Consider the following 26,926-nt stretch of genomic DNA (forward strand, 5'->3'; position numbering starts at 1 on the left):
TACGCCAACATCGATCATATGCGCAGCCAGCTGCAGAGCCTGGGCTATGCCATCGACTGGTCGCGCGAGCTGACGACCTGCACCCCGGAGTATTACCGCTGGGAACAGCTGATGTTCACCCGTCTGTATAAAAAAGGCATCGTCTACCGCAAGAATTCGATGGTGAACTGGGATCCGATCGATCAGACCGTGCTCGCCAACGAGCAGGTCATCGATGGCCGCGGCTGGCGTTCCGGCGCATTGGTGGAAAAGCGCGAAATACCGCAATGGTTCCTGAAGATCACCGACTACGCGCAGGAATTGCTGGATGGTCTGGACACGCTCAGTGGCTGGCCGGATTCGGTCAAGACCATGCAGCGCAACTGGATCGGCCGCAGCGAAGGCCTGGAAATCTGCTTTGAGGTCGAATACGGCGAGAACCTGACGGTATTCACCACACGCCCCGACACTCTCATGGGAGTGACCTATCTGGCCGTCGCCGCAGAGCATCCCGTGGCGCAAAAAGCCGCAGAAACCAATCCGGCACTGGCCGACTTCATCGTCGCCTGCAAGCAGGGTGGTGTTTCCGAAGCGGAAGTGGAAACCCAGGAAAAGAAAGGCATGGCCACCGGTGTTTATGCCACGCACCCCATCTCAGGCGAAAAAGTGCCGGTCTGGGTCGCCAACTTCGTGCTGATGGGCTACGGGACCGGCGCGGTGATGGCGGTGCCCGGCCATGATGCGCGCGACTTCGAATTCGCCCAAAAATACGCGTTGCCAATCAAGCAGGTCATTGCCGTTCCGGGCCACGACTACAGTACCGAGGCATGGCAAGACTGGTATGGCGACAAAACCGCCGATGGCATGCGAGTAATCAACTCGGGAGCGCTGGATGGCAAGGGTTATGCCGAGGCCTTTGCCCATTTGAAATTCCAATTGGTGGATGCCGGGCAGGGCGCCCACCGTGTCAATTTCCGTCTGCGTGATTGGGGCGTGTCACGCCAGCGTTACTGGGGTTGTCCGATTCCGATGATTTATTGCGGCAGCTGTGGGGCAGTGCCGGTTCCCGAAGATCAGTTGCCGGTACGTCTTCCCGAAAACGTTGCTTTCGCCGGCACCGGTTCACCGATCAAGACGGATCCTGAATGGCGCAAAACTAGCTGTCCACAATGCGGCGGTGCCGCCGAACGCGAAACCGATACTTTCGATACTTTTATGGAGTCGAGCTGGTACTACGCGCGTTATACCTCGCCGGGGGCACAGGATCTGGTCGACCAGCGCGCCGATTACTGGTTGCCGGTCGATCATTACATCGGTGGCATCGAACATGCCATCATGCATCTGATGTATTTCCGGTTTTATCACAAGCTGATGCGCGATGCCGGTCTGGTGCACAGCGATGAACCGGCTACACATCTGCTCTGTCAGGGCATGGTCATCGCCGACACTTTTTACCGTACCGAAGAGGATGGTTCGAAAACCTGGTATAACCCAGCCGAAGTCGCCATCGATACCGACGGGCGTGGCAAGATTTCCGGTGCTACGCTGCTTGCCGATGGGCAGCCGGTATCAATCGGTGGGACTGAAAAGATGTCGAAGTCCAAGAACAACGGCGTCGATCCGCAGGTGATGGTCGATAAATTCGGAGCCGACACCGTGCGCCTGTTCTCGATGTTTGCGGCACCACCGGAACAGAGTCTGGACTGGAGTGAGTCGGGCGTTGAAGGCATGTATCGGTTTCTGCGCAGACTCTGGAATCAGGTCCAGAAGCATGTGGCTGAAGGTCCGGCCGCCGGCATGCCGGATGCTGCGGCACTTGGCTCGGATGCCAAATCGCTTCGTCGCCAATTGCATGAAACCATCCACAAAGTCGCTGATGATTACGGTCGCCGCCTGACATTCAATACCGCCATTGCTGCCGTCATGGAATTGCTGAATGCGGCTTCACGGTTCACGCCCAAAGACGCTAATGAACGTGCGCTGCTTCAGGAGCTGTTCGAAGCTACCGTGCTGCTGCTCAATCCGATTACGCCACATGTGTCGCACACGCTCTGGCAACAGCTTGGCCGACCGGAAACTGTGCTGGAAACCCTCCTTTTTCCGCAAGTCGATCCTTCCGCGCTCTTGCGCGACAGCGTCTCGCTGGCAGTTCAGGTCAACGGCAAGCTCCGTGCTACCATTGAAGTGCCATCCGGTGCTGGTAAGGAGTGGATTGAAGCGCAGGCACTGGCGGAGCCTAATGTCGTCAAATTTCTGGAAGGCCTGTCGGTAAAAAAAATCATCATCGTGCCGAACAAAATTGTCAATATCGTGGGTGCCGCCTGATGCGTGCTCTGGTCCTGTTGCCGGTTCTACTGCTTGCTGCTTGCGGCTTCAAACCGAGTAATGTCGTGACGATGGCCGCCACCGATAAACCGTTCACGGTAAATTCCAAGAATCCTTACAGTCCATTGGCCGACAACATCGAGCGCGTGCTCAGTTCCTCCGGTGTGCCTTTGGCTGAGGCCGGTCAAGCCGGTTACACCATCACCATTGCCGATGAAACCATTGAAACCAAACCCTTGTCGCTGGATAAGTTCGCGCAGGTTCGTGAATACGTATCCCGCTACCGTGTTGAATACTCGCTGACCGACGCCGCAGGCGCCATCCTGATTGATAAACAGGCGGTTGAACTGCGCCGCGAATTCACCTATGACATCAATACCTCCGCTGGCAGTCCCGCCGAGCAGGAGCTCCTACAACGCGAAATGCAGCAGGAAATGATCCGGGCCATCCTGCGTCGCACCAATATCGTGCTGCTATCTCGGCCACTATGAGCCTAAGCATCGATTCCTTCCTGAATAATCTGGCCAAGGCCCCGATCAAGCCGGTATATCTGATTGCGGGCGCCGAAGCCTTGTTGGTTCAGGAAGCTGCCGACGCCCTGCGCCAAAGACTCCGCGAGAACGGCTATTCCGAACGTATCGTTATCGATGCTGATGCAGGTGGGTTTGATTGGAACGATCTGCATCAGCACGGTGCCAGCATGAGTCTGTTTGCTACTCTGCGCCTGCTCGATTTGCGATTACCCACAGGCAAGCCGGGCAAAGAGGGTGCACAGGCTTTGCTCGAGTTCTGCCAGTCGCCACCAGCCGACACGGTACTGCTGGTGACCAGCCAGGATTGGAGCAACAAACACGGTGGCAAATGGTCCGAAGCGATCGAAACCCTGGGCGAGTTGGTGGTTGCCTGGCCAATCAAGCCCGGTGAAATCGGTTATTGGATCAACCGTCGTCTTTCGGCAAAAGGCATCAAGGCTGATGCGGAGGCTTTGCAGATTCTGACGGCACGCGTGGAAGGCAACCTGCTGGCTGCGAACCAGGAAATCGACAAGTTGGCGATGCAGGGTGTGCAGGGTGCAGTCACTGCCGCGCAGATGCAGCAGTGGGTCGCTGACAGCAGCCGTTTCGATGTATTCAAGCTGATTGATGCCTGTTACGAGCGTGACTTCGCACGTGCCAGCCGGATCCTGCGTGGCCTGCGTGCCGAGGGTGAACAGATTCCGGCTCTGGTGCCGATGGTTGGCAAGGAGCTGCTCAATCTGGCCTACTACGCGCGTATCCAAGAGGAAGGCCGGCGCGCTCAGGCCGCCATGCAGGCCGATAAGCTCTGGCAGGCCAAGCAGGCGCAGATGCTGCGTATGTTGGATCACGGCAGCAGCCGTTTGTTTGATGAACTGTGCCGCCAGCTGGCCGATGTCGATCGCATGTCCAAGGGCCGAATTGGCGGTGATCCCTGGGTGTCACTGGAGCGTGTTTTGGTGCAATGGGCCGATGCCAAATCACGCGTGCGTGTGTCGGTGTGTACCTGAGTATTTATTACGGCGGGACCTTCGATCCGGTGCACAACGGCCATCTGGCTATCGCCTTGGCTGTGCAGTCGGCTTTCAATACCGGAGTAGTTCTGTTGCCGAGTGCCGATCCACCGCATCGCCCGTCGGCCTCGGCCACAGCTGAACAGCGCGCCGACATGGTGGAACTGGCCATTGCCGGGCATTCCGGGCTGAGTTGCGATCGTCGGGAACTGTATCGGCCCGGAAAATCTTACAGCGTGCTGACGCTGCGCGAGCTTCGCGAAGAGCACGGTCCGGACCAGCCCTTGGCATGGTTAATCGGCATTGATTCCTTTCTCGGCCTGCCGTCCTGGCGCCAGTGGCGGGAGCTATTCGACCTGTGCCATTTCATTGTGGTCCGGCGTCCTGGGCGTGATGTCGTTGACGCCGACGCCGTTTTGGCGCATGTCACTCGTGGTCGTTGGCAAGCGACGCCGGAGCCGCTCTCGCAGACACCGGCCGGTCGGATTTACCTGCTTCCGACGGCCTTGCGTCCGGAGTCGGGAACTGAAGTTCGCATGGGCCTGCAGGCCGGTCGGAATATGAATAGTGTATTAGCCCCGCCGGTTTCCGAGTACATCCAACGGCACGGGCTTTATAGTTCAGGGGTATAATGATCGGCCGTGCATCCGAGGACAGCCTCTTGACCCAAGCCCATATCATCAAAACCCAATTGCCGAATCCCATCCCGGCTCCGGAGGATCTGCTCAAGCAGGTACATCTGGCGCTCGAGGAAATGAAGGCGAAGGACGCGGTCGAGATCGATGTGCGTGGCAAGACCAGTATCGCCGATTATCTGGTGGTCGCTTCCGGCACCTCGTCCAGGCATGTCAAATCGGTCGCCGATGAAGTGGTCAAGTTCGCCAAGAAGTGCGGCGTAATGCCGCTCGGTGTCGAAGGCGCCTCCGAAGCCGAGTGGGTTCTGGTTGATCTGGGCGATGTCATCGTGCACGTCATGCTGCCGCGCGTTCGCGAGTATTACGCCATCGAGCGTCTGTGGACGGTCGGTGACCAGCCACCCGAGAGCGATGCACTGAACTGAGCCATGAAAGCGCGTTTAATCGCCGTGGGTGAACGCGCACCCGACTGGGTTGCCGAAGGCTTCGGCGAATACCAGAAACGGCTGTCACACTGGTTGCCTTTTGAATTGGTCGAAATCACTCCCGGAATCCGTGGCAAGGGCCGGGATGCTTTCCGGGCACAAGCCGATGAAGGGCAGCGTGTTATCGCTGCATTGCCAAAAAATACTTACGTGGTGCTGTTGGACGGCCGTGGCCGCAATCACTCCTCGGAGGCATTGGCACAACGTCTGGAAGCATGGCGGCAGCAGGGCAGGGATCTGGCATTCCTGATCGGTGGGCCCGAGGGCCATAGCCCGGAGGTTGCGGCCAAGGCCGATGAAAGCTGGTCTATCGGCGCCTTGACCCTTCCGCACATGTTGGTGCGATTGATTGTCGCGGAGCAACTGTATCGGGCTGCTAGTTTGCTGGCCAATCATCCTTACCATCGCGCATAAAAAACGGGCCGTCGAAACGGCCCGTTCTTCATTTGGAACACCCGGAATCAGGTCAGATCGAAGCGATCGGCGTTCATCACTTTGTTCCAGGCCGCGACGAAATCCTTGACAAATTTCCCTGCATTGTCGTTCTGAGCATATGCCTCAGCAATGGCACGCAGTTGCGAATTGGAACCGAAGGCCAGATCGACGCGGGTAGCGGTCCACTTCACGGCGCCGGTCTTGCGGTCGCGGCCTTCGTAGGCGTTGTCACCGACCGGTGTCCAGGCCGTCGACATATCCACCAGGTTGGTGAAGAAGTCGGTGCTCAGCTGGCCCGGACGGGTGGTGAACACGCCGTGTTTGGAACCACCAGCATTGGCGCCGAGAACGCGCAGGCCGCCGACCAGCACGGTCATTTCTGGCGCGCTCAGACCCAGCAGCTGGGCCTTGTCGATCAGCATTTCTTCCGGAGAAACGCTGAAGGCGTTCTTGCGGTAGTTGCGGAAACCATCGGCTACCGGTTCCAGTACGGCAAACGATTCGGCATCGGTCTGTTCCTGGTTGGCATCGGTACGGCCCGGGCTGAACGGGACGTCGACGGCATTGCCAGCAGCCTTGGCGGCGGCTTCAACACCGGCATTACCGGCCAGTACGATCAGATCAGCCAGCGACACTTTCTTGCCGCCGGACGCGCTGCTATTGAATGCGGCTTGAATGCCTTCCAGCGCAGAAAGTACTTTGGCCAGCTGTGCCGGCTGATTGACTTCCCAGTCTTTCTGAGGTGCCAAGCGGATACGGGCGCCGTTGGCACCACCGCGACGGTCGGAACCGCGGAAGGTCGAGGCCGAAGCCCAAGCGGTGCTGACCAGTTCGCTGACCGACAGACCCGAAGCCAGAATCTTCGCTTTGAGCTCCGTGGCGTCTTTGGTGTCGATGAGGGCGTGGTTTACTGCGGGAATCGGATCTTGCCAGATCAGGTCTTCGGCCGGCACTTCCGGTCCGAGGTAGAGGCGCTTCGGCCCCATGTCGCGGTGGGTCAGCTTGAACCAAGCGCGGGCATAGGCGTCGGCGAACTCTTCCGGATTGGCCTGGAAGTGACGCGAGATTTTTTCATAAGCCGGATCGAAACGCAGCGACAGATCGGCGGTGGTCATCTGCGGCGGGTGCTTGATGCTCGGATCGTGTGCGTCCGGAATCATGTCTTCCGGAGCGACGTCCTTGGCGCGCCACTGGATGGCACCGGACGGGCTGTTGATCTGTTCCCATTCGTACTTGAACAGGACTTTGAAGTAGCCCATGTCCCAAGTGGTCGGGTTCGGTTTCCAAGCGCCTTCAAAGCCGCTGGTGGTGGTGTGGATGCCATGACCGCTGCCGAATTTATTGATCCAGCCGAAGCCCATTTCTTCGATCGGCGCACCTTCCGGTTCGGCACCGACCAAGGCCGGATCGCCGGCACCGTGCATTTTGCCGAAGGTGTGGCCGCCGGCCACCAGGGCCACGGTTTCATAATCGTTCATCGCCATGCGTGCGAAGGTTTCACGGACATCATGACCGGAAGCGACCGGGTCAGGCTTGCCGTCCGGACCTTGCGGATTGACGTAGATCAGGCCCATCTGCACCGCGGCGAGCGGGTTCTCCAGATTGCGGTCACCGCTGTAGCGGCTGTCGGCTTTGTCGCTGGTGGCCAGCCATTCTTTTTCGGCGCCCCAGTAAATGTCTTCTTCCGGTGCCCAGATGTCGGCGCGGCCGCCACCGAACCCGAAGGTCTTGAAGCCCATGGTTTCCATGGCAACGTTGCCGGCCAGAACGAACAGGTCAGCCCAGGAAATGGCATTGCCGTATTTTTGTTTCAGCGGCCACAGCAGGCGGCGGGCTTTGTCCAGATTGCCGTTATCCGGCCAGGAATTCAGCGGGGCAAAACGCTGGTTGCCGGTGTTGGCGCCACCGCGGCCATCGGCCGTGCGGTAGGTGCCGGCGGCGTGCCAGGACATACGGATGAACAGGCCGCCGTAGTGACCCCAGTCGGCCGGCCACCAGTCCTGCGATTCGGTCATCAGCGCCGCCATGTCTTTCTTGAGCGCTGCGTAATCCAGCTTCTTGAAGGCTTCGGCGTAATCGAAATCCGGATCCATCGGGTTGGATACCGGCTGGTGTTGATGCAGGATGGACAGATTCAGCTGATTGGGCCACCAATCGGCGTTGGATTGAGCGCCGTGCGTGGCACGTGCGCCACCGGCGGCATGGAAGGGGCATTTCGATTCAGTAGACATGGTGCTCTCCTGGTGGGTTAAAGGGACACTACGATGTTGCGCTTATTATTGCCATTTATCCAATTAATTAAATTTATAAAATCAATAGGCAGGGGCTATTGTTAAGAAGTCAGTCAACTTTCGGTAATTTGATTGGCACATTTTTATCGCAATATCCCTTTGCACACAAGTACTTACGAATCATCGGCTGTGGCTGGATGAGCAGATGGAAAATCACATTCTGTTCGAGATTGCCGCGGACCGCCTCGCTGCCCGGGCCGCTGGCCCAAATGCCGACATCATCGCCGCCGTGGGTTTCCGAATTGGTCGGCACCAAAGCCTCCTGCATGAAGTTCGGATGCTCAGTATCGACCTCGGTCAAATCGGGACGGCCAGTCGCGGGCTCAAAGTAGCCGCCGGGATTGTGCGGGAAATTTTTGCTGCCGGCCGGTTGCAGACTGCTTTCACCCACGTAACCCGGGCCGTTGGCATACACCAAGGTGGTGTAGGGCTTGCCGAGCAGATCCTTGACTAGGCTCGGCGGATCGTCTTCACTCGATTTACCGAAAACTTTTCCGAGAATTGGGTTGCCGCGTTGCGGATAACCCACGAAACTCATGGTGTGGGCATGGTCGGCAGTCACCAAAATCAGGGTGTCCTTGTCGGAAGTCAGTTCCGTGGCGGCGTGGATGGCGTCACTGAAGGCAAGGGTATCGGTCAAAGCGCGGAAAGCATTGCCGGAATGGTGCGCATGGTCGATGCGTCCGCCTTCGACCATCAGAAAGTAACCGTTGGGGTTTTTCTTTAACAGGCTGATGGCGGATCGGGTCATCTCAGCTAGGCTCGGCTCGTCTTCCTTGTCGGCAACACGGTCGTACTCATAGCTCAGGTGGTCGCCGTTGAACAGACCGACCAGACGGCCGGTCTTGCCGAGGTCGAGTTTGGCCAGCGCGCTGGCGCTGTAAACGAAGGCGGTGGCCGGCTGGAGTTTCTGCCATTCGGCCATCAGGTTGCGGCCGTCCTTGCGCGAACCCTTGGCGTTTCGGTAATCCTTGGCCGAGGGCGGTAGGAATTTGTTCAGACCGCCGCCCATTACCACATCGATGCCGGTGCCGCTGGCATATTCCAGCAATTGCGCCGCGATGTCTTTGCAGCCCTGAGCTTTAGCCGCGGCAGGCATATCGGCATCGCTTTCCCAATTGCGCTCCGGCGAGTGTGCATAAGTGGCTCCCGGAGTAGCGTGGGTGATGCGGGTAGTGGTGACCACGCCGGTGGAAAGACCGGCGGCTTTGGCCAGTGTCACAGCGCTGGTCAGCGGCTGTTTCAAGCCAGCCGCACAATCGCCGCGCGTCGGAATCTGGCCGACACTCAGAAAGCCCATGCGGGTTTTGGCGCCGGTAATCATCGCGGTCATGGTGCCGGCAGAGTCCGGCGTTTGGCTGTCGGTATTGTAGGTCTTGCTAAAGGCGGTATACGGGAAGCGCTCGAAACTCAGCTGGTTTTCCTCGCCGGTCTGCTGCCGTTGCTGACCTTCGTAAATGCGCGCGGCTGAAACCGTGGTCAGGCTCATGCCGTCGCCAATGAACAGGATGATATTTTTGGCGTTGGCATTCCCGGCGCCGAGCTGATGCGCCCTTTCGGCGCCTTGCCGGAACCAGCGTTCAGCCGTTTCGCCATTATCTGTGGCCAGAGCCGGAGCCGACAACAGCAGAGCGCTAAAGCAAAGTAGAATACGGAAAGAAAGGTGCATGAGAGTTCCTATGGCCGTTTTCGGACGGTTGTAGCATTGTCAGTCCCCTATATTATAACTTAACGGCATCGGCATGATTTATCTGGCTTCCCAATCTCCGCGACGACAGGAACTGCTGGCCCAGCTGGGTGTCCGCTTCGAAACCATTAATGTCACGGTACACGAGCAGCTTCAGGTTGGGGAAAGCCCGGAGCAGTATGTGAATCGTGTCGCCCGTGAAAAAGCAGGCGCCGGCCTGCTCCAGCTGGGCGGGCAGGCGCAGGCCGTTGTGCTCGGCGCCGATACCGATGTGGTTATCGATGGTAATGTTCTTGGCAAACCGGCCGATGCCGATCAGGCAGCTGCCTTGCTGCGCCGCTTGTCTGGCCGAACGCATCAGGTCCATACCGCAGTATGGCTGGTTTCATCCGGTCGCGAATGTTCAGCAACAGTCAGTACCGACGTCTGCTTTGCCGAATTGACGGACAGGGAGATTGCAGACTATATCGCCACGGGTGAGCCCTTCGGCAAAGCCGGAGCCTATGCTATTCAAGGCAGGGCGGCGGCTTTCATTGCCGGCATCACCGGCAGCTATTCTGGAGTAATGGGTCTACCGCTGCACGAAACCTCGATATTGCTGCGGAACTTCGGTATTCCTCTTTGGTCAGCATGATATGACATCCAATGAAGAATTGCTGATCAACGTCACTCCGCGCGAGACACGCGTAGCGGTAATCGAGAACGGTCTGTTGCAGGAACTGCATATCGAGCGTAGTTCGCGTCGCGGCGTTCTGGGTAATCTGTACAAGGGTCGTGTGCAACGAGTCATGCCCGGCATGCAGGCGGCTTTCGTGGATATCGGTCTGGAGCGCGCGGCTTTCCTGCATGCATCCGATATCGTTTCGCCCGCGAACCAAAGCTTTGCCGGAGAACCGGTGGTGCCCGAGGTACGCCCCCAGCCGTTGATTACGTCATTGGTGCATGAAGGCCAGGAAATCGTGGTGCAGGTGATCAAGGATCCGATTGGCAGCAAGGGCGCTCGTCTGACCACTGAAATCTCGATTCCATCGCGTTATCTTGTGCTGTTGCCGGATTCGCAGGGGGTTGGCATTTCCAGCCGTATCGATGATGACAGCGAACGTCAGCGTCTGAAACAGCTGGTACAGAGCCATGCCGATGCCAACGGTTTCGGCTATATCGTGCGTACCAATGCCGAGGGCATCGACGCCGCTTACATCGAGCAGGACATTGCCTATCTGAACCGTGCCATTGCCGTGCTGCGGCAGCACGCAAAGAGCCATAAGGTCGGTGAATGCATCTATGAGGACCTGTCCTTGCCGATGCGAGCAGTGCGCGATCTGTTACATGCACGAACCGCAAACGTGCTCATTGATTCTCACGAGACCCTTGATAAAGTCCATGGTTTCGCGCAGCAATTGATGCCGGGATTGTCCGACCGTATCCAGCATTATTCCGGAGAGCGACCGATCTTCGATCTGTATGGAGTCGAGGACGAAATCAGCCGCGCCCTCGACAAACAGGTGCCCCTGAAATCCGGAGGTTATCTGGTGTTCGATCAGACCGAGGCCATGACATCGGTCGATATCAATACCGGCTCCTTCCTTGGCCAGAAAAACCTCGAGGAAACTGCTTACCGGACCAATCTTGAAGCCGCCCAGTCCGTCGCGCGGCAACTGCGTCTGCGTAATCTGGGCGGCATCATCATCATCGATTTCATCGACATGCATGATGCTGAGCATAAGCGTCAGGTTCTGCGCACGCTCGAAAAAGGACTTGCCAACGATCATGTCAAGACTACGGTCTATGATTTTTCGCCACTGGGCCTGGTCGAGATGACCCGCAAGCGTACCATTGAGAGCCTGCAACGCCAGCTCTGCGAGCCATGTCCGGCCTGTAGCGGACGGGGTTATATCAAGACTGCGGAAACGGTCATCTATGAAATCTTCCGGGAGGTCACACGTGCGGTCCGGCAGTTCGAAGCCGATAAGGTGATGGTAATGGCCGCTCCGAAAGTCGTGGCGAAAATCACTGAAGAGGAATCCACGGCCGTGGCCGAACTGGAGGTATTCATCGGCAAGGACATCCGCTTCCAGCCCGATGAACAGTATGCTCAGGACCAATTCGACGTGGTACTGTCCTGACCGATGCCGAGTTCGCTGCGCCGCACTTTACGTATTACCCGACGCACCGCCGGATATGGCTTTCTGGTGTTTTTAATCCTTGCCGCGCTTTTGGTCAGCGTCGCGAATATGCTGCTGCCATTCATCGAAAAAAATCCTGAACGTGTCCAGGTCTGGTTGACGGAGCGTGTCGGACAACCGGTCAGTTTCAAGCATAGCAGTACTGAATGGACACGCCGAGGCCCACGTATTCGTCTAACCGGTTTGCGTGTCGGTCAGGGTGGTGGTGCCGTGGAAATCGCGCGTGCCGAACTGCTGGTAGCTGTCTATTCCGGCCTGCTTCCGGGGCATCCGCTGACCGAACTCAAAGCCAAGGATCTGCATCTGCGGTTACAGCAACTGCCCGATGACAGCTGGCAGCTCCTGGGTTTGCCACGTCAAGAAAATAGCAAAGTCGATGTATTGGATGTACTGTCCGGCTTTGGTGAGTTACAGCTGGAGCGTTCCGATCTGGTGATTCATCCGAACCGCCATCCGGCCATCCGGATACCCCGCATCGATATGCGTATGCGCGTGCAAGGACAGCAATTGCGCGTCGGTCTGCGTGCCGAAGCACGCCGTGGTGATTCCCCACTGCAATTGGTTGCAGAACTGGATCGCCAAAACATGAGCGGCCGTTTGTGGGGTGGTGGCGACAAGCTGCATGCCGGCTACTGGCTGGCCTTGTTTCCAGGGCTGAAAGTACCGGCAGTTGAATCCGAAACTGATCTCGATGTCTGGGCACAAATGGATCGCGGTCGAATCATTCGTGTTCATGGCCGTGTGCAGATTTCTAATCTGGCGCTGGTGCAAAACAAGCCAAACCCGCAACGCCTTCGTCTTAGCAAAGAGACGCTGTTCGATGACGTCCGCGGCCAATGGCTCTGGCAGCGTAGCGTCGATGGTTGGCAAGCTTTCATTCCTGAAATCCGTTTTGACAAAGGTGGTGGCAGTGAGCGTATCCGTGATGTTCGGGTGATTGCCGATTCGAAACGATGGGCGGCACAGGCCAACGAAGTGGCACTGAATCCCTTTACGGTGATTACGCCACTGGCCAAAGGCCAGCTGCCGAATCTGGATGCCTGGCTGAATCGTGCCGGCATCCGCGGACAGATCAGCGCGGTCAAAGCCGGTGGTCATATCGATTTCAGCCGCTGGCGCGCTGCCGGCTATGGCAACGATATCGGCTTCAAGCCTATTGGCAACGCACCTGGCTTCCAGGGAATTTCCGGTGTTTTGAATGCCGATGAGCGCGGCGGCGTATTGCGTTTTGCTGACAAGCCTGTCGTTCTAGATTGGCCGGTATCCTTCGGCCGCAAAGTGCCCAGCCGTTTTGATGGATCGCTGGCCTGGTGGCGATCGGGCCCAGATTGGGTGCTCGGAGCGCGTGATCTGGGATGGAAAGGCGAGGGCATGGTCTTGAAGCTCGATACCGAAATGCACTTCATGGCTGGCCGCACAGCGCCGCTATTGAATCTAGCGGCACGGTTGGACCCCTTCGATTTCGCTACTGCCAAAGACTTTTGGCTTCGTCATCTAATGCCTGAGGCAAGCATCCGTTGGCTTGACATGGCCTTGGTCAAAGGCGTAGTTCGTGATGGTTCGGTAATCGTCAGCGGCGATTTGGCCGATTGGCCGTTCGTCAATAAGGACGGGCGTTTCAGTGCGACCGCCACCGTGCTTGCGGATCAAATGAAATTCGCCGCCGATTGGCCGGCTGCTGAAAACGCCGTGCTTGCCGCCGATTTCAACGGCCCTGGGTTTTCCGCCACCGGGACTGCGGATTTCCTTGGCAACCCAGTCCAGATCAAACCCAGTGGCATCGCACGCTTTCATGATTCGGAACTGGCCATCAATGTACATACCGACACGGATTTCGCCAGGTTGATGCCGGTTCTGCAAAAGACGCCATTGAAAACGAAAGTCGGCGATGCGGTTACCGCCCTGACTGGAAGTGGCCCGGTCAGCGCCGATGTACGTATGCTGTTTCCATTGAAGAAAGGTCTGGCGTTCAATCGCATCAACGGGGACATCGATCTGCGCGGCCTTACCGTGCGCTCGCCGAACTGGAATCTCGCTATGTCCGATGCGGCCGGCCGCGCACGTTTTGATAACCAGGGATTCAGCGCTGCCAGAATCCGTGGCCGTATGGATAAAAATCCGGTGTCATTGGATTTATATGTTGGCTCGGGCCATGTCAAAGATGCCGGTAATCGCGTTGAGGCTGCTATTGCTGGACCTTTCCACACCGACACCCTGCTGCGCTATGACCGGTCCTTGGCCGATCTGAAAGGCGTATTGAACGGACAAAGCCAGTGGCAGTTCGACATCATCATGCCGAAGGCACGCAATAGTGCCGAGGCTCAGGTATTGTTGAATGCGCAATCGAACATGATGGGTACCGAGATACGCTTGCCGGTGCCACTGAACAAACCGGCCGTGGCGGCACAGGCATTTCAGTTGCGTACCAATCTTCCGGCCGACAAGGGCGTGATTGAATTCCGGCTCGGTTCTGGATTCCGCATGTTACTGAAAAAACCAACAGACAAGCCGATGGCGGGAATTGCACTATTCGGTGCGCAGACCCAGGGTGCTATTCCCAGTAGCGGCTTCTCGGTGCGCGGTGTCAGTGATGAATTCGATGCGCCGGCCTGGTTGGCCTTGGCAAATAAATCCAGTGAAGGTAATGATCTGCAGAGTTTCGATTTGAGTGTGAATCATCTGCGTCTGATGGGCGAGGACTTCGGTCTAACCCGTCTTCAGTTGGCACCGGTTCCGGAAGCGATGGGTGTTCGTGCCAACGGACAGCGCTTGGACGGCCTGTTGACCATACCGAAAGCTGCCAATGCTCCGATCAATGCCAAGTTCAGCCGCGTTTACTTCGCACAAGCTGGCGTGCCGACGCAGAAAGCACCTATAGCCATGCAGCCCGTGGATATCGGCAATCCGGCGGTCTTGCCGCCGATCCACCTCCTGATCGAGGATCTCCGTTTCGGAGATGTACTCCTGGGCCGTAGCGAGATGCAGACCATTCCCGCCAAACAGGGCCTACTGATCCAGAGGTTTAGTACCCGATCACCTATGCTCAGTACCAGTGCCAGCGGCCTCTGGCAGGGCGAAGGCGCGCAGGCACGTACCTCGCTGCAGGCTAACATCAGCAGTCCGGATATCGGCAAGCTACTTACTGCTGCGAAATACGGCAGTGCCATCCGTCGAGGCAAAACCGAGGCCAAGCTGAGCGGAGTTTGGAACGGTGCGCCGATGGATTTTAGTCTGGCCGGCTTCAACGGTCTGCTTGATCTGCGTATTGATGAGGGTCAGTTTCCGGAAGTGAAGGCCGGTGGTGGTCGGCTTCTGGGTTTGATGAGTCTGGCGGAGTTGCCGCGCCGGCTGTCCTTGAACTTCAATGATCTGACCGACAAAGGCCTCGGCTTCAATTCCATCAAAGGGGAATTCCGTTTCGCCAATGGCATCGCTACCACCCAGAGTCTGCGCATCGATGCGCCCGCGGCCGACATCCGCATCAGCGGCAGCACCGATCTGGTCAACGAGCGCTTCGATCAGCGTGTCCTGGTACAGCCCAAGGCTGGCGGTATCCTGCCGATTATCGGCGCCGCCACTGCCGGTCCGCTGGGGGCCGCGGCCGGCGTCGTGGCGCAAGCCGTGCTCGACAAACCGCTGAAGGAAGGTTCGGCGACCGAATACCAGATTACTGGCCCATGGAAAGAACCCGAAGTTTCGAAGCAAAGCGGCGGTGAGCGCAAATGAGCGGACTTTACCGCCTGTTGATCACCCTGCCGTTGCTGATGCTCGCGGCCTGCGTGCATCAGGCGCCGCGCAATCCGCTGGCACAGTGGTCGCCCTCGGAAAATTTCGACGAGCGCCGGCCGCGTCTGATTGTGTTGCACGCCACCGAAATGGACTCGGCTGAAGCCGCGTTGCGTGTGCTGAAAACCGAAAACAGCGGCGGAAGAGTCAGCGCGCACTACCTGATTGCCGAAGACGGCCGTATTTTCCAATTGGTGTCCGACAGCAAGCGCGCCTGGCATGCCGGCGGCGGCCGCTGGCGCGATATCAATGATCTAAATTCTGTCTCGCTCGGCATCGAGCTGGACAACGACGGCACGGAAGCATTCGCGCCAGCACAGATGACCGCACTGAAGACCCTGTTGGCCGATCTGTGCACGCGCCATGCCATTCCGCGCGATGCCGTGATCGCACACGGCGATATGGCGCCGACCCGCAAGCGCGATCCGAGCGCGCGCTTTCCCTGGCAGGAATTATCGCAGGCAGGATTCGGCGTCTGGTATGCGGCTGATCTGCCGGAGCCGCCGCCGGAATTCGACGCCGTGCTGGCACTGCAGACTTTCGGTTATGACACCCGCGATCTGCCGGCTGCGGTGCGTGCCTTCAGCCGCCGCTTCCGCGGCGAAGAACACGAGATGCTGGATGCCACCGATCGGCGCATTTTGTACGACTTAATCACGCCCTGAGTTAAGCGGGTTCGGCATCCAGCCGAGATACCCGGCATGCAGGCTCTGGATGTACAGGCGCTCCGCGGTTTCGGTGACGCCGGTCGATTCCGGATAGGTACCGTCGGGATCCTGCAGGTCGGCCACGATGCGGCCGTCTTCGGTGAATGCGAACACATGCCCGTAGGGTTTGGGAATCGGCCACCAGGCGCGCGGCAGACGCAGGGTCAGTTTGCGCAGAAAGGGTTTGTCGGCCAGCGTGTCGAGCGTGGTGTTGCGCGGCTTGGCAAACCCGGCCCAGATCCGGCCGTCGCGGCCACGGGTCAGATTATCCGGATAGCCGGGCAGGTTGTCGAACAGCACCACGGCCTGCGTGTTGCCACTGCTTACATCCAGATCACGCGCGCTCACATCCAGTTTCCAGATGCGTGAACGCCCGGTTTCAATGACGAACAGATGCCGGCCGTCGGCACTGAGCGCCACGCCGTTGGCGAAACTCAAACCATTGGCCAGCACACGCGTGCTGCGCGTCGCCGGTTCATACACCAGAATGCGGCCGGTGGCCGATTGCTCGAGGATGTCGAGCACGCTGGCTTCGAAGGTGCCGCCCCAGTCGGCCGGTGCGAAGCGGCGCGAGGCATCGCTGAAATAGAGTTTGCCGTCGGCAGCCACGGCGACCGCATCGGCATAGCGGATCGGATCACCTGCCACCGTGTTGGTCAGCACGCGCACTTTGCCGGTGGTGTCGATGGACAGCAGACCGTTCAGGGCGTCGGCCGCAATCAGATTGCCGGTGGCATCGAAATCGAAACCGAGCACGCGTCCGCGGGTGTCGGCGAATACCGACAGCCCGCTACCGTCAGAATTCATGCGCAAAATGCGGCCACTGGCCACCGCGGCATACAGCAGGCCGTCCGGACCGAGAGCGACATGCTCGGGGCCACTATCGCCGTTCAAGGCGATGGACTGCAATCCGGCCAAGCGCCGGTTCGGCGCATGTACGCCGACATAGCCCGGTACCGCCACGCTGCGCCATACTTTGGGCTCAGCAGGCACCGGCCAGAAACACAGATACGCCACCAGCACGATCAACATGACCAACAGCAATCTTAGTAACGCTCTCATCCCGCCAGTTTTCCGGATGTCATCAATTCACCTTTTTTGGTGGCTCGGGTGGATCGCCTTAAACGGATGATCCATAGTCGAAATCTTTTTTGACAAGTGCCCGCCAACGACGCTGGCGATGCCTATAGAAAAGTTGAGCGAAAAGCCAGATGATTGGCGTAAGCAGTCCCGCACGGACTTCGACTCGATCACGATAGTAGCAGCCACTTCCGTGAGGTGTGATGCGAATGAGATGATCCCAAGTATTGACAATAGCGCTATAGCCGGCGTCACGCAAGCTGAATCCAGTCTCCGAAGGCGGCATCGATATCACGATTGCTTGCTTGCCGAAGGGAACGACACCAAGAAGACGGAGTGACACTAAATACTTTCCGGCGGACCATGCTTCAGGAAAAACTAGCGGACTTACTGGAACGAAGCGAACGAGGGGCGCGGCGACGAATTCCAGCAGCCGAGGCGACTTCGCATGGACAATCGCCTCGTCGATACTGCATTCGAGAATGGTGCCGATATCTACGATCATGACGTACGCTCTGCTGTACTGCACTAGGTTATGCCCCTAATTGGAAGCGATATCCGTATTATTAGCACATACTGGGACCGGATAAACCCCGGATTCAGTCCCTTCACGCCCCAGCCTGTTAAAATAGGCCATGACTGACATTCTGACCCGCGCCAGCGCGCAACTGCTCACCCCCTACAACCTCGATCTGGACGGCATTGACCATGCCATGGCTGACCTGATGGGCCCCGGCATCGACTTCGGCGATTTCTACTTCCAGCACAGCAAACGCGAGAACTGGACCTTCGAGGACGGCATCGTGAAAGACGGTGCGCACTCCATCGAGCAGGGCGTGGGTGTGCGTGCGGTCAGCGGCGAGAAGACCGGCTTCGCCTATTCCGACGCCATGGATGCCGCCGCCCTGCGCGAATCGGCGTTGGCCGCCCGCGCCATTTCGGCCAGCGGTGCCAGCCAGGCGCACAAGGTGGCGGCCGTGCGCGCGGCTCCGAAAGCCCTGTACGACGGCATCGACCCGATTGCCGGCATGCCGGCCGACGAGAAAGTGGCTCTGCTGCGCGCCGTGGACGCCTATCTGCGGGCCAAAGAAGCACGGGTGATCAAGGTGACGGTCAGTCTGGCCGGTGCGCTCGACAGCATTCTGGTGCTGAATTCCGCCGGGGTGCTGGCCGCCGATATCCGGCCGCTGGTGCGGGTCAATGTGCAGGTGATCGTGGAGCAGAACGGCCGGCGTGAATCCGGCTATGCCGGCGGCGGCGGGCGTTTCGATTACGCCGAACTGTTCAGCGGCAAGCGCCCGTTCGACATCGCCGATGAAGCCCTGCGCCAGGCGTTGGTCAATCTGGACGCCATCGACGCTCCGGCCGGTGTGATGCCGGTGGTGCTCGGCTCCGGCTGGCCCGGCGTGCTGTTGCACGAAGCCGTGGGCCATGGCCTGGAAGGCGATTTCAACCGCAAGGGCATTTCGGTGTATTCCGGCCGCATCGGCGAGCGCGTGGCGGCCAAAGGCGTCACCATCGTGGACGATGGCACGCTGGCCAAACGCCGCGGTTCGCTGAGCGTGGACGATGAAGGCACGCCGACCCAATACAATGTGCTGATTGAAGACGGCATCCTGCGCGGCTACATGCAGGACACCCTGAACGCGCGTCTGATGGGCGTGGCCCCGACCGGCAACGGCCGGCGCGAGAGCTTCGCGCACCTGCCCATGCCGCGCATGACCAACACCTACATGCTGGCCGGCGATACGCCGCAGGCGGAATTGATCGCCTCGGTGAAGAAAGGCCTGTATGCGCCGAATTTCGGCGGCGGCCAGGTCGACATCACCTCGGGCAAATTCGTGTTTACCGCCTCGGAAGCCTATCTGATCGAAGACGGCAAAATCACCCGGCCGGTCAAGGGCGCCACGCTGATCGGTAACGGCCCGGACACCATGAATAAAGTCAGCATGATCGGCAACGATCTGGCACTGGATGCCGGCGTCGGCATCTGCGGCAAAGACGGGCAGAGCGTGCCGGTCGGCGTCGGTCAGCCGAGCCTGAAAATCGACGGCATGACCGTCGGCGGAACCAACGCCTAATCGGCGGGCGACTCCTTATGCACGTCGCGCAGCACACGGAACAATTCGCGGTAGGCATGCGGCGGTTTGTTTTTGGTTTTTTCGAACTGCGCGTTGCGGATCAGCTGGCGGATGTGCTGGCTGTCGGCGTGCGGGAACTGCGCCATGAAGCGGGTCAGTGCGGCGGCATCGCCGGCGATCAGTTGGTCGCGCAGGGCTTCGATGCGGTGCGTCTCGGCCACTTCCCGGCGCACGTCGGCTTTGTCGAAGTTGAGCAGGGCGCGCCAGGCATCCAGGGTTTCCGGATCTTCCTTGCGCATCTGCTTGGCCACGTACTGCAGCTGCCGCTTTTTGGCGATCTGCGCGGTAATTTTCTGGCAGAACCCGATGTGGCCCAGCATCTCCTCCGAGACCGGCATCTGCATCAGGCGCGCCATCGGGACTTCCACCATGCGCGCGGCCAGTTCCAGCACCGCCAAGGCGGCCCGGCGTTCTTCGCCGCGACTGGGGCCTAAGAACTCTCCGGTTTCTTCATCCACACCACGTTTCGTCATCACACGTCCGAATTCAGGCAAAAGACCATGAACACCATGCCCACCGATCCCGATTATGCCCAGCCATTGTACACCCTGGCCGAGCAGGTCCTGAGTCTCTGCCGCCAAAGCGGTGCCGATCAGGCCGAGGTCTCGCTGTCGCAGGACACTGGGTTTTCCGCCAATGTTCGTTTGGGCGAGGTGGAAACCGTCGAGCGCACCAACGATCAGGGCGTGGCCGTCACCGTGTATGTCGATCAGCGCAAGGGCACCGCCAGCACCGCCGATCTGCGCCCCGAATCGCTGCGCGAAACCGTGGCGCAGGCCTGTGCCATCGCGCGCTATACCGAAGCCGATGTTGCTTCCGGTCTGGCCGATATCGAGCGTCTGGCGACCGTGTCAATGGATTTTGATCTGTGGCATCCCAGTGAGATCAGCGCCGAACAGGGCATTGCCCTGGCACTGGAATGCGAGGCCGCCGGATTGAATGCCCAGGGCATCAGCAATTCCGATGGCGCCGGTTTCAACAGCGGCCATAGCACCGCGGTGTACGCCAACTCGCACGGTTTCTTCGGCGCCGAACGCAGCACGCATTATTCGCTCAGCTGTTCGCTGATCGCCGGAAAGGAGCAATCCATGCAGCGCGATTACTGGTATTCCACCGCGCTGCAGTTCGAGGGCCTGGATCCGGCCCGCGCCATCGGCTTGAAAGCGGCCGAACGTACCGCCGCCCGGCTGAATCCAAGGTCGGTGAAAACCGGGCAGTATCCGGTGCTGTTCGCGCCGGAACTGGCGCGCGGTCTGATCGGCTCCTTCCTCGGCGCGGTGTCCGGCGGCAGTCTGTACCGGCAGGCCAGCTTCCTGCAGGATTCCATCGGCCGCCGCATTTTTCCGGAATGGCTGGACCTGTATGAAAACCCGCACATCGCGCGCGGTTTCCGTTCCGCCTATTTCGATGCCGAAGGCGTGGCCACCACGGCCAGCGCCATCGTGTCCGGCGGCGTCATCCAGCGCTATCTGCTCGGCAGTTATTCCGCGCGCAAGCTCGGCCTGCAATCCACGGGCAATGCCGGCGGCGTGCATAACCTTAAAGTCAGCGCCAATGCCGGCGATCTGAAGAGTCTGATCAAGGCCATGGGCACCGGACTGTTGGTCACCGAACTGATGGGGCAGGGTGTGAATACCCTGACCGGCGATTACTCACGCGGTGCGGCCGGGTTCTGGATCGAGAACGGGGAAATCCAGTATGCGGTCGATGAACTGACCATCGCCGGCAATCTGGCGCAGATGCTGCCGGCCATCGAAGCCATCGGCGATGATGTCGATACCCGCTCGCACGTGCAGGTCGGCTCGCTACTGATCGGCCGGATGACCGTGGCGGGAAACGATTCGGCCGATTAGTTGCCAATCACTCCTGCGCGGCTGCATCCCATTCAAACACTTCAGCCAGCGGCACGCCGAACACATCGGCGATGCGGAACGCGGCTTCCAACGAGGGTGCATATTTGCCCGCTTCAATCGCGGCCACGGTCTGCCGGGTCAAGCCGATGCGCAGGCCGAGTTCAGCCTGCGACATTTCGCCCTGCATGAAGCGCAGCGTGCGGATTTTATTGCGGATCACCCCGCTCACGCCTGTTGCCTGCGGTAAGCACGGATGATACTGGTCGAGAACACGGCTTCGGCCAGCACGATCATGAAGAACGCGGTATTGGCGATTTCCCAGCCGGCATTGGTGAAGGGCATGAAACCGCCAACCACTATCATGCCGGTAATCAGCACGCCGTAAGCGTAGCCGCGGGCTTTATGGGCGATGGCGGTGTCGCGCTCGTCCATCGGCAGTGTGGCTTCGCCGGGCGCGCTACGGCGCAGTAGCAGGTGGCCGATGCCCAGAATCGCCGCCCAGGACAGGGAGGTCACGGCATATAGGGCCATTTGTTTGAGATTGGGAATTTCCGGGCCGGGCGGGTGCATCGAAGACCAGGTGAAGTAGGGGATAAACACCGCCAGCATCGACAGCAAGGACAACCAGGCCACTTTTTCACGGTACGGCATTGCACACTCCTTAGGTATTTTTAATTTAACTCTATGTTAAATAAAATATACATAAGGTTAATCGTGCTTGTCAATAAGAGGCTGGCCTAATTCCTTCGCGCCACGGCAAAGGCCGCCAGTGTGCTCAGGGCCTCGGCGCGGTCGCCGAATTCGGACAGGTGCTGTGGCATGCGTTCAGCCAGTTCGGAAAGCAGGGCTTTGGCGCCGTCCAGTCGCAGCAGAGCCGGGTAGGTGGCTTTGGCCTGCGCCGCGTCTTTACCGACCGATTTGCCCAGTTGTTCGGTGCTGGCCTCCACATCGAGGATGTCGTCTTGAATCTGGAACGCCAAGCCCAGATCGTCGGCGAAGGCGTCCAAGGCAGCACGCGCATCACTGTCGGCGTCGGCAACAATTGCCGGTAGGCGAATGGCGGCCTTGATAAGCATGCCTGTTTTCAGTGCATGCACATTCTGCAGATCCGCCAACGTAAGTGTTTTTCCGCCGGCGTCCATATCGAGCTGCTGACCGCCACACATGCCACGCGAACCGGAGGCGCTTATGAGTTCTCGCAAAGCGGCCAGCTTGGCGGCGTCCGGCCACTCGGCGCGCACTAAGGTTTCGTAGGCCAAAGCTTGCAGTGCGTCACCGGCCAGAATGGCGGTGGCTTCGTCGAAGGCAATGTGTACCGTCGGTTTGCCGCGACGCAGATCATCATCGTCCATGGCCGGTAGATCATCGTGAATCAGCGAATAGGCGTGAATCATCTCGACGGCCGCTGCGGCTGAATCGAGTTGAGTCATGCTCAGTCCGAACAGCCGACCGGTGGCATACACCAGACGCGCGCGCAGTCGCTTGCCGCCATCCAGTGTGGCATATCGCATGGCGCGGTGCAGGCGTTGCGGGGCAAGGCTTTCCGGCGGCAAGGCGCCGTCCAGAACGCACTCGATGTGTTCGTTATCAGTCGGCATCGGTTTCGCGGAACGGCATCTGCTGTTCGGGATTGGCGGCATTATTGACCAGGGTCACCCGCTGCTCGGCCTGTTCCAAGGCACTCTGGCACTGCCGGTACAGGGCGATGCCGCGTTCATAGGCGGCCAGCGATTCATCCAGACTCTGTTCGCCGCGCTCCATGGCCGAAACCACCTGTTCGAGTTCTTCCAGTGACTTTTCGAAGGCGGCGACCGGGGAGGCTTCTGGAACTTTCGGGGTTTTGCTCATGGCTTACTCGCTATCGCTGTGCCAATGCAGGCGCAGGCCGTGTTGGCGTGAAAGATCATCCAGCTGCGCGGAAATCAGCACCTCGCCGACTGCCAGCAGCTCGTTCTGCTCATTATAAACAAAGGGCAGGGCCGCGCGTTGCCAGGGCGGAACGCGGCTGCTCAGCAGTTTCTTGACGCTGTGATGCATGGCTTGTCCAGGCAGACGGATGCGCTCGCCGCCCCGGCGGTAACGGACACAAACCGGAAACGGCGCATCCCCTTGCCAGCTCAATCGACCGCCGCGCGGCAGCGGCAGGGCCTCACGACCGTCCCACAGCACATCCAAAGCAGTGTCATCGGATTCTGTTGCCGTCTTGGTACGCAACATCAGCGTGCTATCCCAGACTTGTATGGCATAATCCGGGCCATCCAGCAGGGTGTCATCGTCAGTTTCATGCGAATTCAGTTGCCGCAGGAATTCCTGCAGGGCTTCTGCGCCCGGCGCCGCCAGTCCGTTGTCGTGCAGCCAGGTCCGCAGCAGGTGCGCCTGCAGTTCCAGCGTCTGCGCCATGAGTATGGCCAATTGCAGACCCTGCGGGCCAGTGCAGCGGGCAAGCTGGTCCGCGATCATCGGCTGCAGCAGCACGGCATCGGCCTGCATCAATGCCGCGCTGCGGGCCAGGCGGGCGGTGGCATTCGGAAAGCGGGATTCCAGCAGCGGCAGGACTTCGCTACGCACGAAGTTGCGGTCGAAACCGGTATCAGCATTGCTGGCATCCTCGATCCATTGCAGCGCATTGGTCTCGGCATAGGCCAGCAGGTCGGCTCGCCGCATCGTGAGCAACGGGCGCCAGATCTGCATTTCGCCGTATCGGGAATGCGCCTTCATGTTGCCCAAGGCTTCGGTTCCGGAACCGCGCATCAAACGCAATAAAAGGGTTTCCGCCACATCATCGGCATGGTGCGCCAGCGCCAGGGTGTCGCCGGCATTCACATGGCATGCGAATGCCGCGTAACGTGCCGCACGTGCCTGCGCTTCGATGTTGCGCGTGACATTGGCAATCGTGATGCGTTCGATATAAAGTGCAATGCCGAGCGCGTCGCAGACCGTTTGGCAATGTGCGGTCCAGGCGTCGGCCGCCGGGTTCAGACCATGATGGATGTGAATGGCCTGCAAGCAAAAGCCGGAGGGCAAATTCTTTTGCAGCCAGTGCAGTAAAACCGTGGAATCCAGGCCCCCGCTGAAGCCCACCCAGATCCGCGCCGAGGGCGGATCAGACAGCGTGACGGGCAGGCGTTCGGTCAAGCGACCTCGAACGCGCCGCAGGCCCGCAGACGCTGGTAGCGGCGGTCGAGCAGGGTCTCGAGCGAGAGCGATTCCAGATGCTGGAGCTCGTCCCAGATGGCTACTTTCAGGGTTTCGGCCATCGCGGCCGGATTGCGATGGGCGCCGCCGAGCGGTTCGGGAATGATTTTATCGACTAGCTTGTGTTCCAGCAGGCGCTGTGCCGTCAGACCCAGAGCCTGCGCCGCTTCTTCGGCCTTGCTGGCGCTCTTCCAGAGAATGGACGCGCAGCCTTCCGGTGAAATCACCGAATAGGTGCTGTATTGTAGAATGAAGGTGGCATCGCCGACGCCGATGGCGAGGGCGCCACCGGAACCGCCCTCGCCGATGACCGTGCAGATCACCGGAATTTTCAGTTCCGCCATTTCCAGTAGATTGCGAGCAATGGCTTCGGATTGTCCGCGTTCTTCGGCGCCGATTCCTGGATAGGCGCCGGGGGTGTCGATGAAGGTGAACAGGGGCAGGCCGAAGCGTTCCGCCATTTTCATCAGGCGCAGAGCTTTGCGGTAGCCTTCAGGCCGCGGCATGCCGAAATTACGTTTGACCTTGCTCTTGGTGTCGCGTCCTTTCTGCTGGCCGATCACCATGCAGGCGCGGCCGTTCAAACGTGCCAGTCCCGCTACGATAGCTGCGTCATCGGCGAAGGCGCGGTCACCGGCCAATTCATGGAATTCGTCGAAAATGAGTTCGAAGTAATCCAAGCTGTAGGGCCGTTGTGGATGCCGGGACAGCTGTGAGATCTGCCAGGGGCTCAGCTTGCAGAAAATCTCGGCAGTACGCTGTTCGAGTTTCGTCTGCAGGCCTTCCACTTCCAGCTCGATATTGACGCCCGGCCCCTGGCTGGCGCGTTGCAGTTCCTGGATTTTGGCTTCCAGGTCGGCAATCGGTTGTTCGAAATCAAGGAAATTGGGATTCATGACACTTCTCGGACGGTTCGGCGTATTTTAGCAGAAGCCTACAAGGCCGCACCGGCCACAACGGTAACGGTAGACCAAGGCTTATTCAAGGCCAGAGACACTTCGGCAACGCCGTCCAGCGCTCGCAACTGCGTAATCAGCGCCGCTTCACAGCGGACCGAATGCGTCGATGGTGTGCGTAGACGGCCTTCTGCAGTTGCGGTTTTGAGCTGAAGAAGGACAGGGGTCTGACCCGGCCGGTACGAAGCCAGGAGAGTCTGCAGCGTCTGCCAGGAGTCGGGACAGCACAGATCGAGTCGGCATTGGATGCCTTTGCTGTACTGCAACAAAAGGGATTGGAAGTCCCAGCAGTGTTTTGCCCGCAAGGAGAAGCCGCCGTTGAAGTTATCTTCACGGACGGTACCTTCGATGACCACAATGCGGTCACGGGTCAGCAGTGCGGAGTAGTCCTGATAAGCCTCGCTGAAGAATGCGCACTCCAGACCCGTCACTTGGTCTTCGAGCAATACGAAGGCCTGGTTGTCGCCGCGCTTGCGCATCTGGCTGATCAGGCCGGCCACTACCACCGGTGCTTCACCGCGCCGATCCTTGCGTTCCTGCCAGGTTTTTTCCAGCGATGACAGCGGGCAAAGACCCATGTGTCTGAATTCGGCCTGCCACGGGTCTAGGGGATGGCCACTGAGGAAAAAGCCCAGGGTATCGCGCTCATGGCGCAAGCGCTCCTCGAGCGGCCAATCGGAGATGTTTGCTAAATCAATCTTGATGCTGACCGATGCATTGGCACTGAACAGCGAGACCTGGCCGGACTGGGCTTCACGCGCCATCTGTTCGGTCGCCTTCAGCACTTCCGGCAACTGCAAGGCCAGCGAGGCACGGTTGCTGCCGAGGCTGTCGAGCGCGCCCGAATAAATCAGGGCCTCCACAACGCGCCGGTTCAGTTTGCTGGAGTCAACACGTCGGCAGAAATCGAGAAGATCGCTGAATGCACCATTAGCTTCGCGCTCATGCGCGATGGCCAGACAGACCCCTTCACCGACCCCTTTGACTGCACCCAGACCATAGCGGATGGTATGGCGATCAAGCGCGGTGAATTTATGGATGGAGGCGTTCACGTCCGGTGGCAGTACGTTGATGTTGAAGCCTTTACAGTCCTGCAGGAAGTTCACGACTTTATCGGTATTGTCCATATCCGACGATAGTGTGGCAGCCATAAATTGCGCGGGATAATGCGTTTTCAACCAAGCAGTTTGGTAGGCGACCAGTGCGTAAGCGGCCGAGTGCGATTTATTAAAACCGTACTCGGCGAATTTCTCCATCAAGTCAAAAATGCCGGTCGCCACTTTGCTGTTGATACCATTTTTTTGAGCGCCTTGCTCGAATTTCACCCGCTCCTTGGCCATTTCTTCCGGTTTTTTCTTACCCATGGCGCGACGGAGTAAGTCGGCGCCACCGAGCGAATATCCGGCCAGAACCTGTCCGATCTGCATCACCTGTTCCTGGTAAACGATGACGCCATACGTGGGTTTCAGGATAGTTTCCAGATTGGCATGCGGATAACTGACTTCGGCACGACCGTGCCTGCGGTTGATGAAGTCATCGACCATGCCGGAGTTCAGCGGTCCTGGTCGGTAAAGCGCAGCCAGTGCAATCAGATCTTCGAAGGTGCTGGGTTCGAGTTTTTTGATGTAATCCTTCATGCCACGGGATTCGAACTGGAATA

General features: G+C 59.0%; 24 protein-coding genes. 12 read left to right on the top strand and 12 right to left on the bottom strand.

Going from position 1 to position 26,926, the window contains the following annotated elements; genetic code table 11:
- The 6 genes from leuS to rlmH all read left to right on the top strand — a co-directional run.
- On the top strand, window positions 1–2,304 hold a 2,304-nt coding region (gene leuS, locus ACIQ0Q_RS05380; RefSeq protein ID WP_395771924.1), incomplete at its 5' end, for a leucine--tRNA ligase.
- A complete protein-coding gene (lptE, locus tag ACIQ0Q_RS05385) occupies window positions 2,304–2,795 on the top strand; it encodes an LPS assembly lipoprotein LptE (RefSeq protein ID WP_395771925.1) in 492 nt (163 codons plus the stop codon). The genes leuS and lptE, both read left to right, overlap by 1 nt.
- Entirely contained in the window at window positions 2,792–3,829 is a 1,038-nt protein-coding gene (gene holA, locus ACIQ0Q_RS05390; RefSeq protein ID WP_395771926.1) for a DNA polymerase III subunit delta, read from the top strand. The genes lptE and holA overlap by 4 nt, the downstream gene beginning before the upstream one ends.
- Window positions 3,820–4,464: a nicotinate-nucleotide adenylyltransferase gene (gene nadD / locus ACIQ0Q_RS05395; RefSeq protein WP_395771927.1), complete on the top strand. Its 645-nt coding sequence runs from the start codon at window positions 3,820–3,822 to the stop codon at window positions 4,462–4,464. The genes holA and nadD overlap by 10 nt, the downstream gene beginning before the upstream one ends.
- Window positions 4,464–4,892 carry a ribosome silencing factor gene (gene rsfS / locus ACIQ0Q_RS05400; protein WP_395771928.1) on the top strand — a complete coding sequence of 143 codons (429 nt, stop codon included), beginning with the start codon at window positions 4,464–4,466 and terminating at the stop codon, window positions 4,890–4,892. The genes nadD and rsfS overlap by 1 nt, the downstream gene beginning before the upstream one ends.
- Before the next feature lie 3 nt (window positions 4,893–4,895).
- Entirely contained in the window at window positions 4,896–5,366 is a 471-nt protein-coding gene (gene rlmH, locus ACIQ0Q_RS05405) for a 23S rRNA (pseudouridine(1915)-N(3))-methyltransferase RlmH (protein ID WP_395771929.1), read from the top strand.
- 47 nt (window positions 5,367–5,413) lie between these two features.
- Here rlmH and katG read toward each other — a convergent pair whose 3' ends face one another.
- Together katG and ACIQ0Q_RS05415 are read right to left on the bottom strand one after the other, a co-directional pair.
- Window positions 5,414–7,618, bottom strand: coding sequence for a catalase/peroxidase HPI (gene katG, locus ACIQ0Q_RS05410; RefSeq protein WP_395771930.1), 2,205 nt, complete (start codon window positions 7,616–7,618; stop codon window positions 5,414–5,416).
- A 109-nt stretch (window positions 7,619–7,727) separates the two neighbouring features.
- Window positions 7,728–9,347 carry an alkaline phosphatase gene (locus ACIQ0Q_RS05415; protein WP_395771931.1) on the bottom strand — a complete coding sequence of 540 codons (1,620 nt, stop codon included), beginning with the start codon at window positions 9,345–9,347 and terminating at the stop codon, window positions 7,728–7,730.
- Window positions 9,348–9,420: 73 nt separating this feature from the next.
- Between ACIQ0Q_RS05415 and ACIQ0Q_RS05420 the strand changes: the two genes are divergently transcribed.
- The 4 genes from ACIQ0Q_RS05420 (at window position 9,421) to ACIQ0Q_RS05435 (ending at window position 15,999) form a co-directional block, all read left to right on the top strand.
- The gene (locus ACIQ0Q_RS05420) at window positions 9,421–9,999 is read left to right on the top strand and encodes a Maf family protein (RefSeq protein ID WP_395771932.1); all 579 of its coding nucleotides are present in this window, start codon (window positions 9,421–9,423) and stop codon (window positions 9,997–9,999) included.
- A 1-nt stretch (window position 10,000) separates the two neighbouring features.
- Window positions 10,001–11,488, top strand: coding sequence for a ribonuclease G (gene rng, locus ACIQ0Q_RS05425; protein WP_395771933.1), 1,488 nt, complete (start codon window positions 10,001–10,003; stop codon window positions 11,486–11,488).
- A 66-nt stretch (window positions 11,489–11,554) separates the two neighbouring features.
- Complete coding sequence (locus tag ACIQ0Q_RS05430; RefSeq protein ID WP_395771934.1) at window positions 11,555–15,274, top strand: YhdP family protein; 3,720 nt, start codon at window positions 11,555–11,557, stop codon at window positions 15,272–15,274.
- Window positions 15,271–15,999 (top strand): N-acetylmuramoyl-L-alanine amidase, encoded by a 729-nt coding sequence (locus tag ACIQ0Q_RS05435; protein ID WP_395771935.1) that lies wholly within the window; start codon window positions 15,271–15,273, stop codon window positions 15,997–15,999. The genes ACIQ0Q_RS05430 and ACIQ0Q_RS05435 overlap by 4 nt, the downstream gene beginning before the upstream one ends.
- Here ACIQ0Q_RS05435 and ACIQ0Q_RS05440 read toward each other — a convergent pair.
- A complete protein-coding gene (locus tag ACIQ0Q_RS05440) occupies window positions 15,985–17,103 on the bottom strand; it encodes an SMP-30/gluconolactonase/LRE family protein (protein WP_395771936.1) in 1,119 nt (372 codons plus the stop codon). The genes ACIQ0Q_RS05435 and ACIQ0Q_RS05440 overlap by 15 nt on opposite strands.
- A 58-nt stretch (window positions 17,104–17,161) precedes the next feature.
- The gene (locus tag ACIQ0Q_RS05445) at window positions 17,162–17,626 is read right to left on the bottom strand and encodes a hypothetical protein (RefSeq protein ID WP_395771937.1); all 465 of its coding nucleotides are present in this window, start codon (window positions 17,624–17,626) and stop codon (window positions 17,162–17,164) included.
- A gap of 130 nt (window positions 17,627–17,756) precedes the next feature.
- Here ACIQ0Q_RS05445 and tldD point away from each other — a divergent pair, with 130 nt between their 5' ends.
- Complete coding sequence (tldD, locus tag ACIQ0Q_RS05450; RefSeq protein ID WP_395771938.1) at window positions 17,757–19,202, top strand: metalloprotease TldD; 1,446 nt, start codon at window positions 17,757–17,759, stop codon at window positions 19,200–19,202.
- On the opposite strand, the gene yjgA is transcribed toward tldD, so the two are convergent.
- Window positions 19,199–19,735 (bottom strand): ribosome biogenesis factor YjgA, encoded by a 537-nt coding sequence (gene yjgA, locus ACIQ0Q_RS05455; RefSeq protein ID WP_395771939.1) that lies wholly within the window; start codon window positions 19,733–19,735, stop codon window positions 19,199–19,201. The two genes, tldD and yjgA, sit on opposite strands and share 4 nt — an antisense overlap.
- A 27-nt stretch (window positions 19,736–19,762) precedes the next feature.
- On the opposite strand from yjgA, the gene pmbA reads away from it, so the two are divergent.
- The gene (gene pmbA, locus ACIQ0Q_RS05460; protein ID WP_395771940.1) at window positions 19,763–21,115 is read left to right on the top strand and encodes a metalloprotease PmbA; all 1,353 of its coding nucleotides are present in this window, start codon (window positions 19,763–19,765) and stop codon (window positions 21,113–21,115) included.
- 7 nt (window positions 21,116–21,122) lie between these two features.
- On the opposite strand, the gene ACIQ0Q_RS05465 is transcribed toward pmbA, so the two are convergent.
- The 7 genes from ACIQ0Q_RS05465 to dnaE all read right to left on the bottom strand — a co-directional run.
- Complete coding sequence (locus ACIQ0Q_RS05465) at window positions 21,123–21,344, bottom strand: helix-turn-helix transcriptional regulator (protein ID WP_395771941.1); 222 nt, start codon at window positions 21,342–21,344, stop codon at window positions 21,123–21,125.
- Window positions 21,341–21,766: a hypothetical protein gene (locus tag ACIQ0Q_RS05470; RefSeq protein ID WP_395771942.1), complete on the bottom strand. Its 426-nt coding sequence runs from the start codon at window positions 21,764–21,766 to the stop codon at window positions 21,341–21,343. Before ACIQ0Q_RS05470 ends, ACIQ0Q_RS05465 begins: the two co-directional genes overlap by 4 nt.
- 86 nt (window positions 21,767–21,852) lie before the next feature.
- Complete coding sequence (locus ACIQ0Q_RS05475; RefSeq protein WP_395771943.1) at window positions 21,853–22,713, bottom strand: polyprenyl synthetase family protein; 861 nt, start codon at window positions 22,711–22,713, stop codon at window positions 21,853–21,855.
- Window positions 22,703–22,963 (bottom strand): exodeoxyribonuclease VII small subunit, encoded by a 261-nt coding sequence (locus tag ACIQ0Q_RS05480; RefSeq protein WP_395771944.1) that lies wholly within the window; start codon window positions 22,961–22,963, stop codon window positions 22,703–22,705. The genes ACIQ0Q_RS05475 and ACIQ0Q_RS05480 overlap by 11 nt, the downstream gene beginning before the upstream one ends.
- A gap of 3 nt (window positions 22,964–22,966) precedes the next feature.
- Window positions 22,967–24,250: a tRNA lysidine(34) synthetase TilS gene (gene tilS, locus ACIQ0Q_RS05485; RefSeq protein ID WP_395771945.1), complete on the bottom strand. Its 1,284-nt coding sequence runs from the start codon at window positions 24,248–24,250 to the stop codon at window positions 22,967–22,969.
- Complete coding sequence (locus ACIQ0Q_RS05490; protein ID WP_395771946.1) at window positions 24,247–25,206, bottom strand: acetyl-CoA carboxylase carboxyltransferase subunit alpha; 960 nt, start codon at window positions 25,204–25,206, stop codon at window positions 24,247–24,249. Before ACIQ0Q_RS05490 ends, tilS begins: the two co-directional genes overlap by 4 nt.
- 38 nt (window positions 25,207–25,244) lie before the next feature.
- Window positions 25,245–26,926, bottom strand: a 1,682-nt coding sequence (gene dnaE, locus ACIQ0Q_RS05495; RefSeq protein ID WP_395771947.1) for a DNA polymerase III subunit alpha, incomplete at its 5' end; no start/stop codon positions are given.

Origin of the sequence: Arenimonas sp. (assembly GCF_044348765.1) — a bacterium.
Classification (GTDB): Bacteria; Pseudomonadota; Gammaproteobacteria; order Xanthomonadales; family Xanthomonadaceae; genus Arenimonas.

Excerpts from the sequence above, each read along its gene's own strand:
- lptE (WP_395771925.1), top strand. The coding sequence starts at position 2,304 with ATGCGTGCTCTGGTCCTGTTGCCGGTTCTACTGCTTGCTGCTTGCGGC.
- holA (WP_395771926.1), top strand. The coding sequence starts at position 2,792 with ATGAGCCTAAGCATCGATTCCTTCCTGAATAATCTGGCCAAGGCCCCG.
- rsfS (WP_395771928.1), top strand. The coding sequence starts at position 4,464 with ATGATCGGCCGTGCATCCGAGGACAGCCTCTTGACCCAAGCCCATATC.
- rlmH (WP_395771929.1), top strand. The coding sequence starts at position 4,896 with ATGAAAGCGCGTTTAATCGCCGTGGGTGAACGCGCACCCGACTGGGTT.
- katG (WP_395771930.1), bottom strand. The coding sequence starts at position 7,618 with ATGTCTACTGAATCGAAATGCCCCTTCCATGCCGCCGGTGGCGCACGT.
- ACIQ0Q_RS05415 (WP_395771931.1), bottom strand. The coding sequence starts at position 9,347 with ATGCACCTTTCTTTCCGTATTCTACTTTGCTTTAGCGCTCTGCTGTTG.
- ACIQ0Q_RS05420 (WP_395771932.1), top strand. The coding sequence starts at position 9,421 with ATGATTTATCTGGCTTCCCAATCTCCGCGACGACAGGAACTGCTGGCC.
- rng (WP_395771933.1), top strand. The coding sequence starts at position 10,001 with ATGACATCCAATGAAGAATTGCTGATCAACGTCACTCCGCGCGAGACA.
- ACIQ0Q_RS05435 (WP_395771935.1), top strand. The coding sequence starts at position 15,271 with ATGAGCGGACTTTACCGCCTGTTGATCACCCTGCCGTTGCTGATGCTC.
- ACIQ0Q_RS05440 (WP_395771936.1), bottom strand. The coding sequence starts at position 17,103 with ATGAGAGCGTTACTAAGATTGCTGTTGGTCATGTTGATCGTGCTGGTG.
- ACIQ0Q_RS05445 (WP_395771937.1), bottom strand. The coding sequence starts at position 17,626 with ATGATCGTAGATATCGGCACCATTCTCGAATGCAGTATCGACGAGGCG.
- tldD (WP_395771938.1), top strand. The coding sequence starts at position 17,757 with ATGACTGACATTCTGACCCGCGCCAGCGCGCAACTGCTCACCCCCTAC.
- yjgA (WP_395771939.1), bottom strand. The coding sequence starts at position 19,735 with ATGACGAAACGTGGTGTGGATGAAGAAACCGGAGAGTTCTTAGGCCCC.
- pmbA (WP_395771940.1), top strand. The coding sequence starts at position 19,763 with ATGAACACCATGCCCACCGATCCCGATTATGCCCAGCCATTGTACACC.
- ACIQ0Q_RS05470 (WP_395771942.1), bottom strand. The coding sequence starts at position 21,766 with ATGCCGTACCGTGAAAAAGTGGCCTGGTTGTCCTTGCTGTCGATGCTG.
- ACIQ0Q_RS05475 (WP_395771943.1), bottom strand. The coding sequence starts at position 22,713 with ATGCCGACTGATAACGAACACATCGAGTGCGTTCTGGACGGCGCCTTG.
- ACIQ0Q_RS05480 (WP_395771944.1), bottom strand. The coding sequence starts at position 22,963 with ATGAGCAAAACCCCGAAAGTTCCAGAAGCCTCCCCGGTCGCCGCCTTC.
- ACIQ0Q_RS05490 (WP_395771946.1), bottom strand. The coding sequence starts at position 25,206 with ATGAATCCCAATTTCCTTGATTTCGAACAACCGATTGCCGACCTGGAA.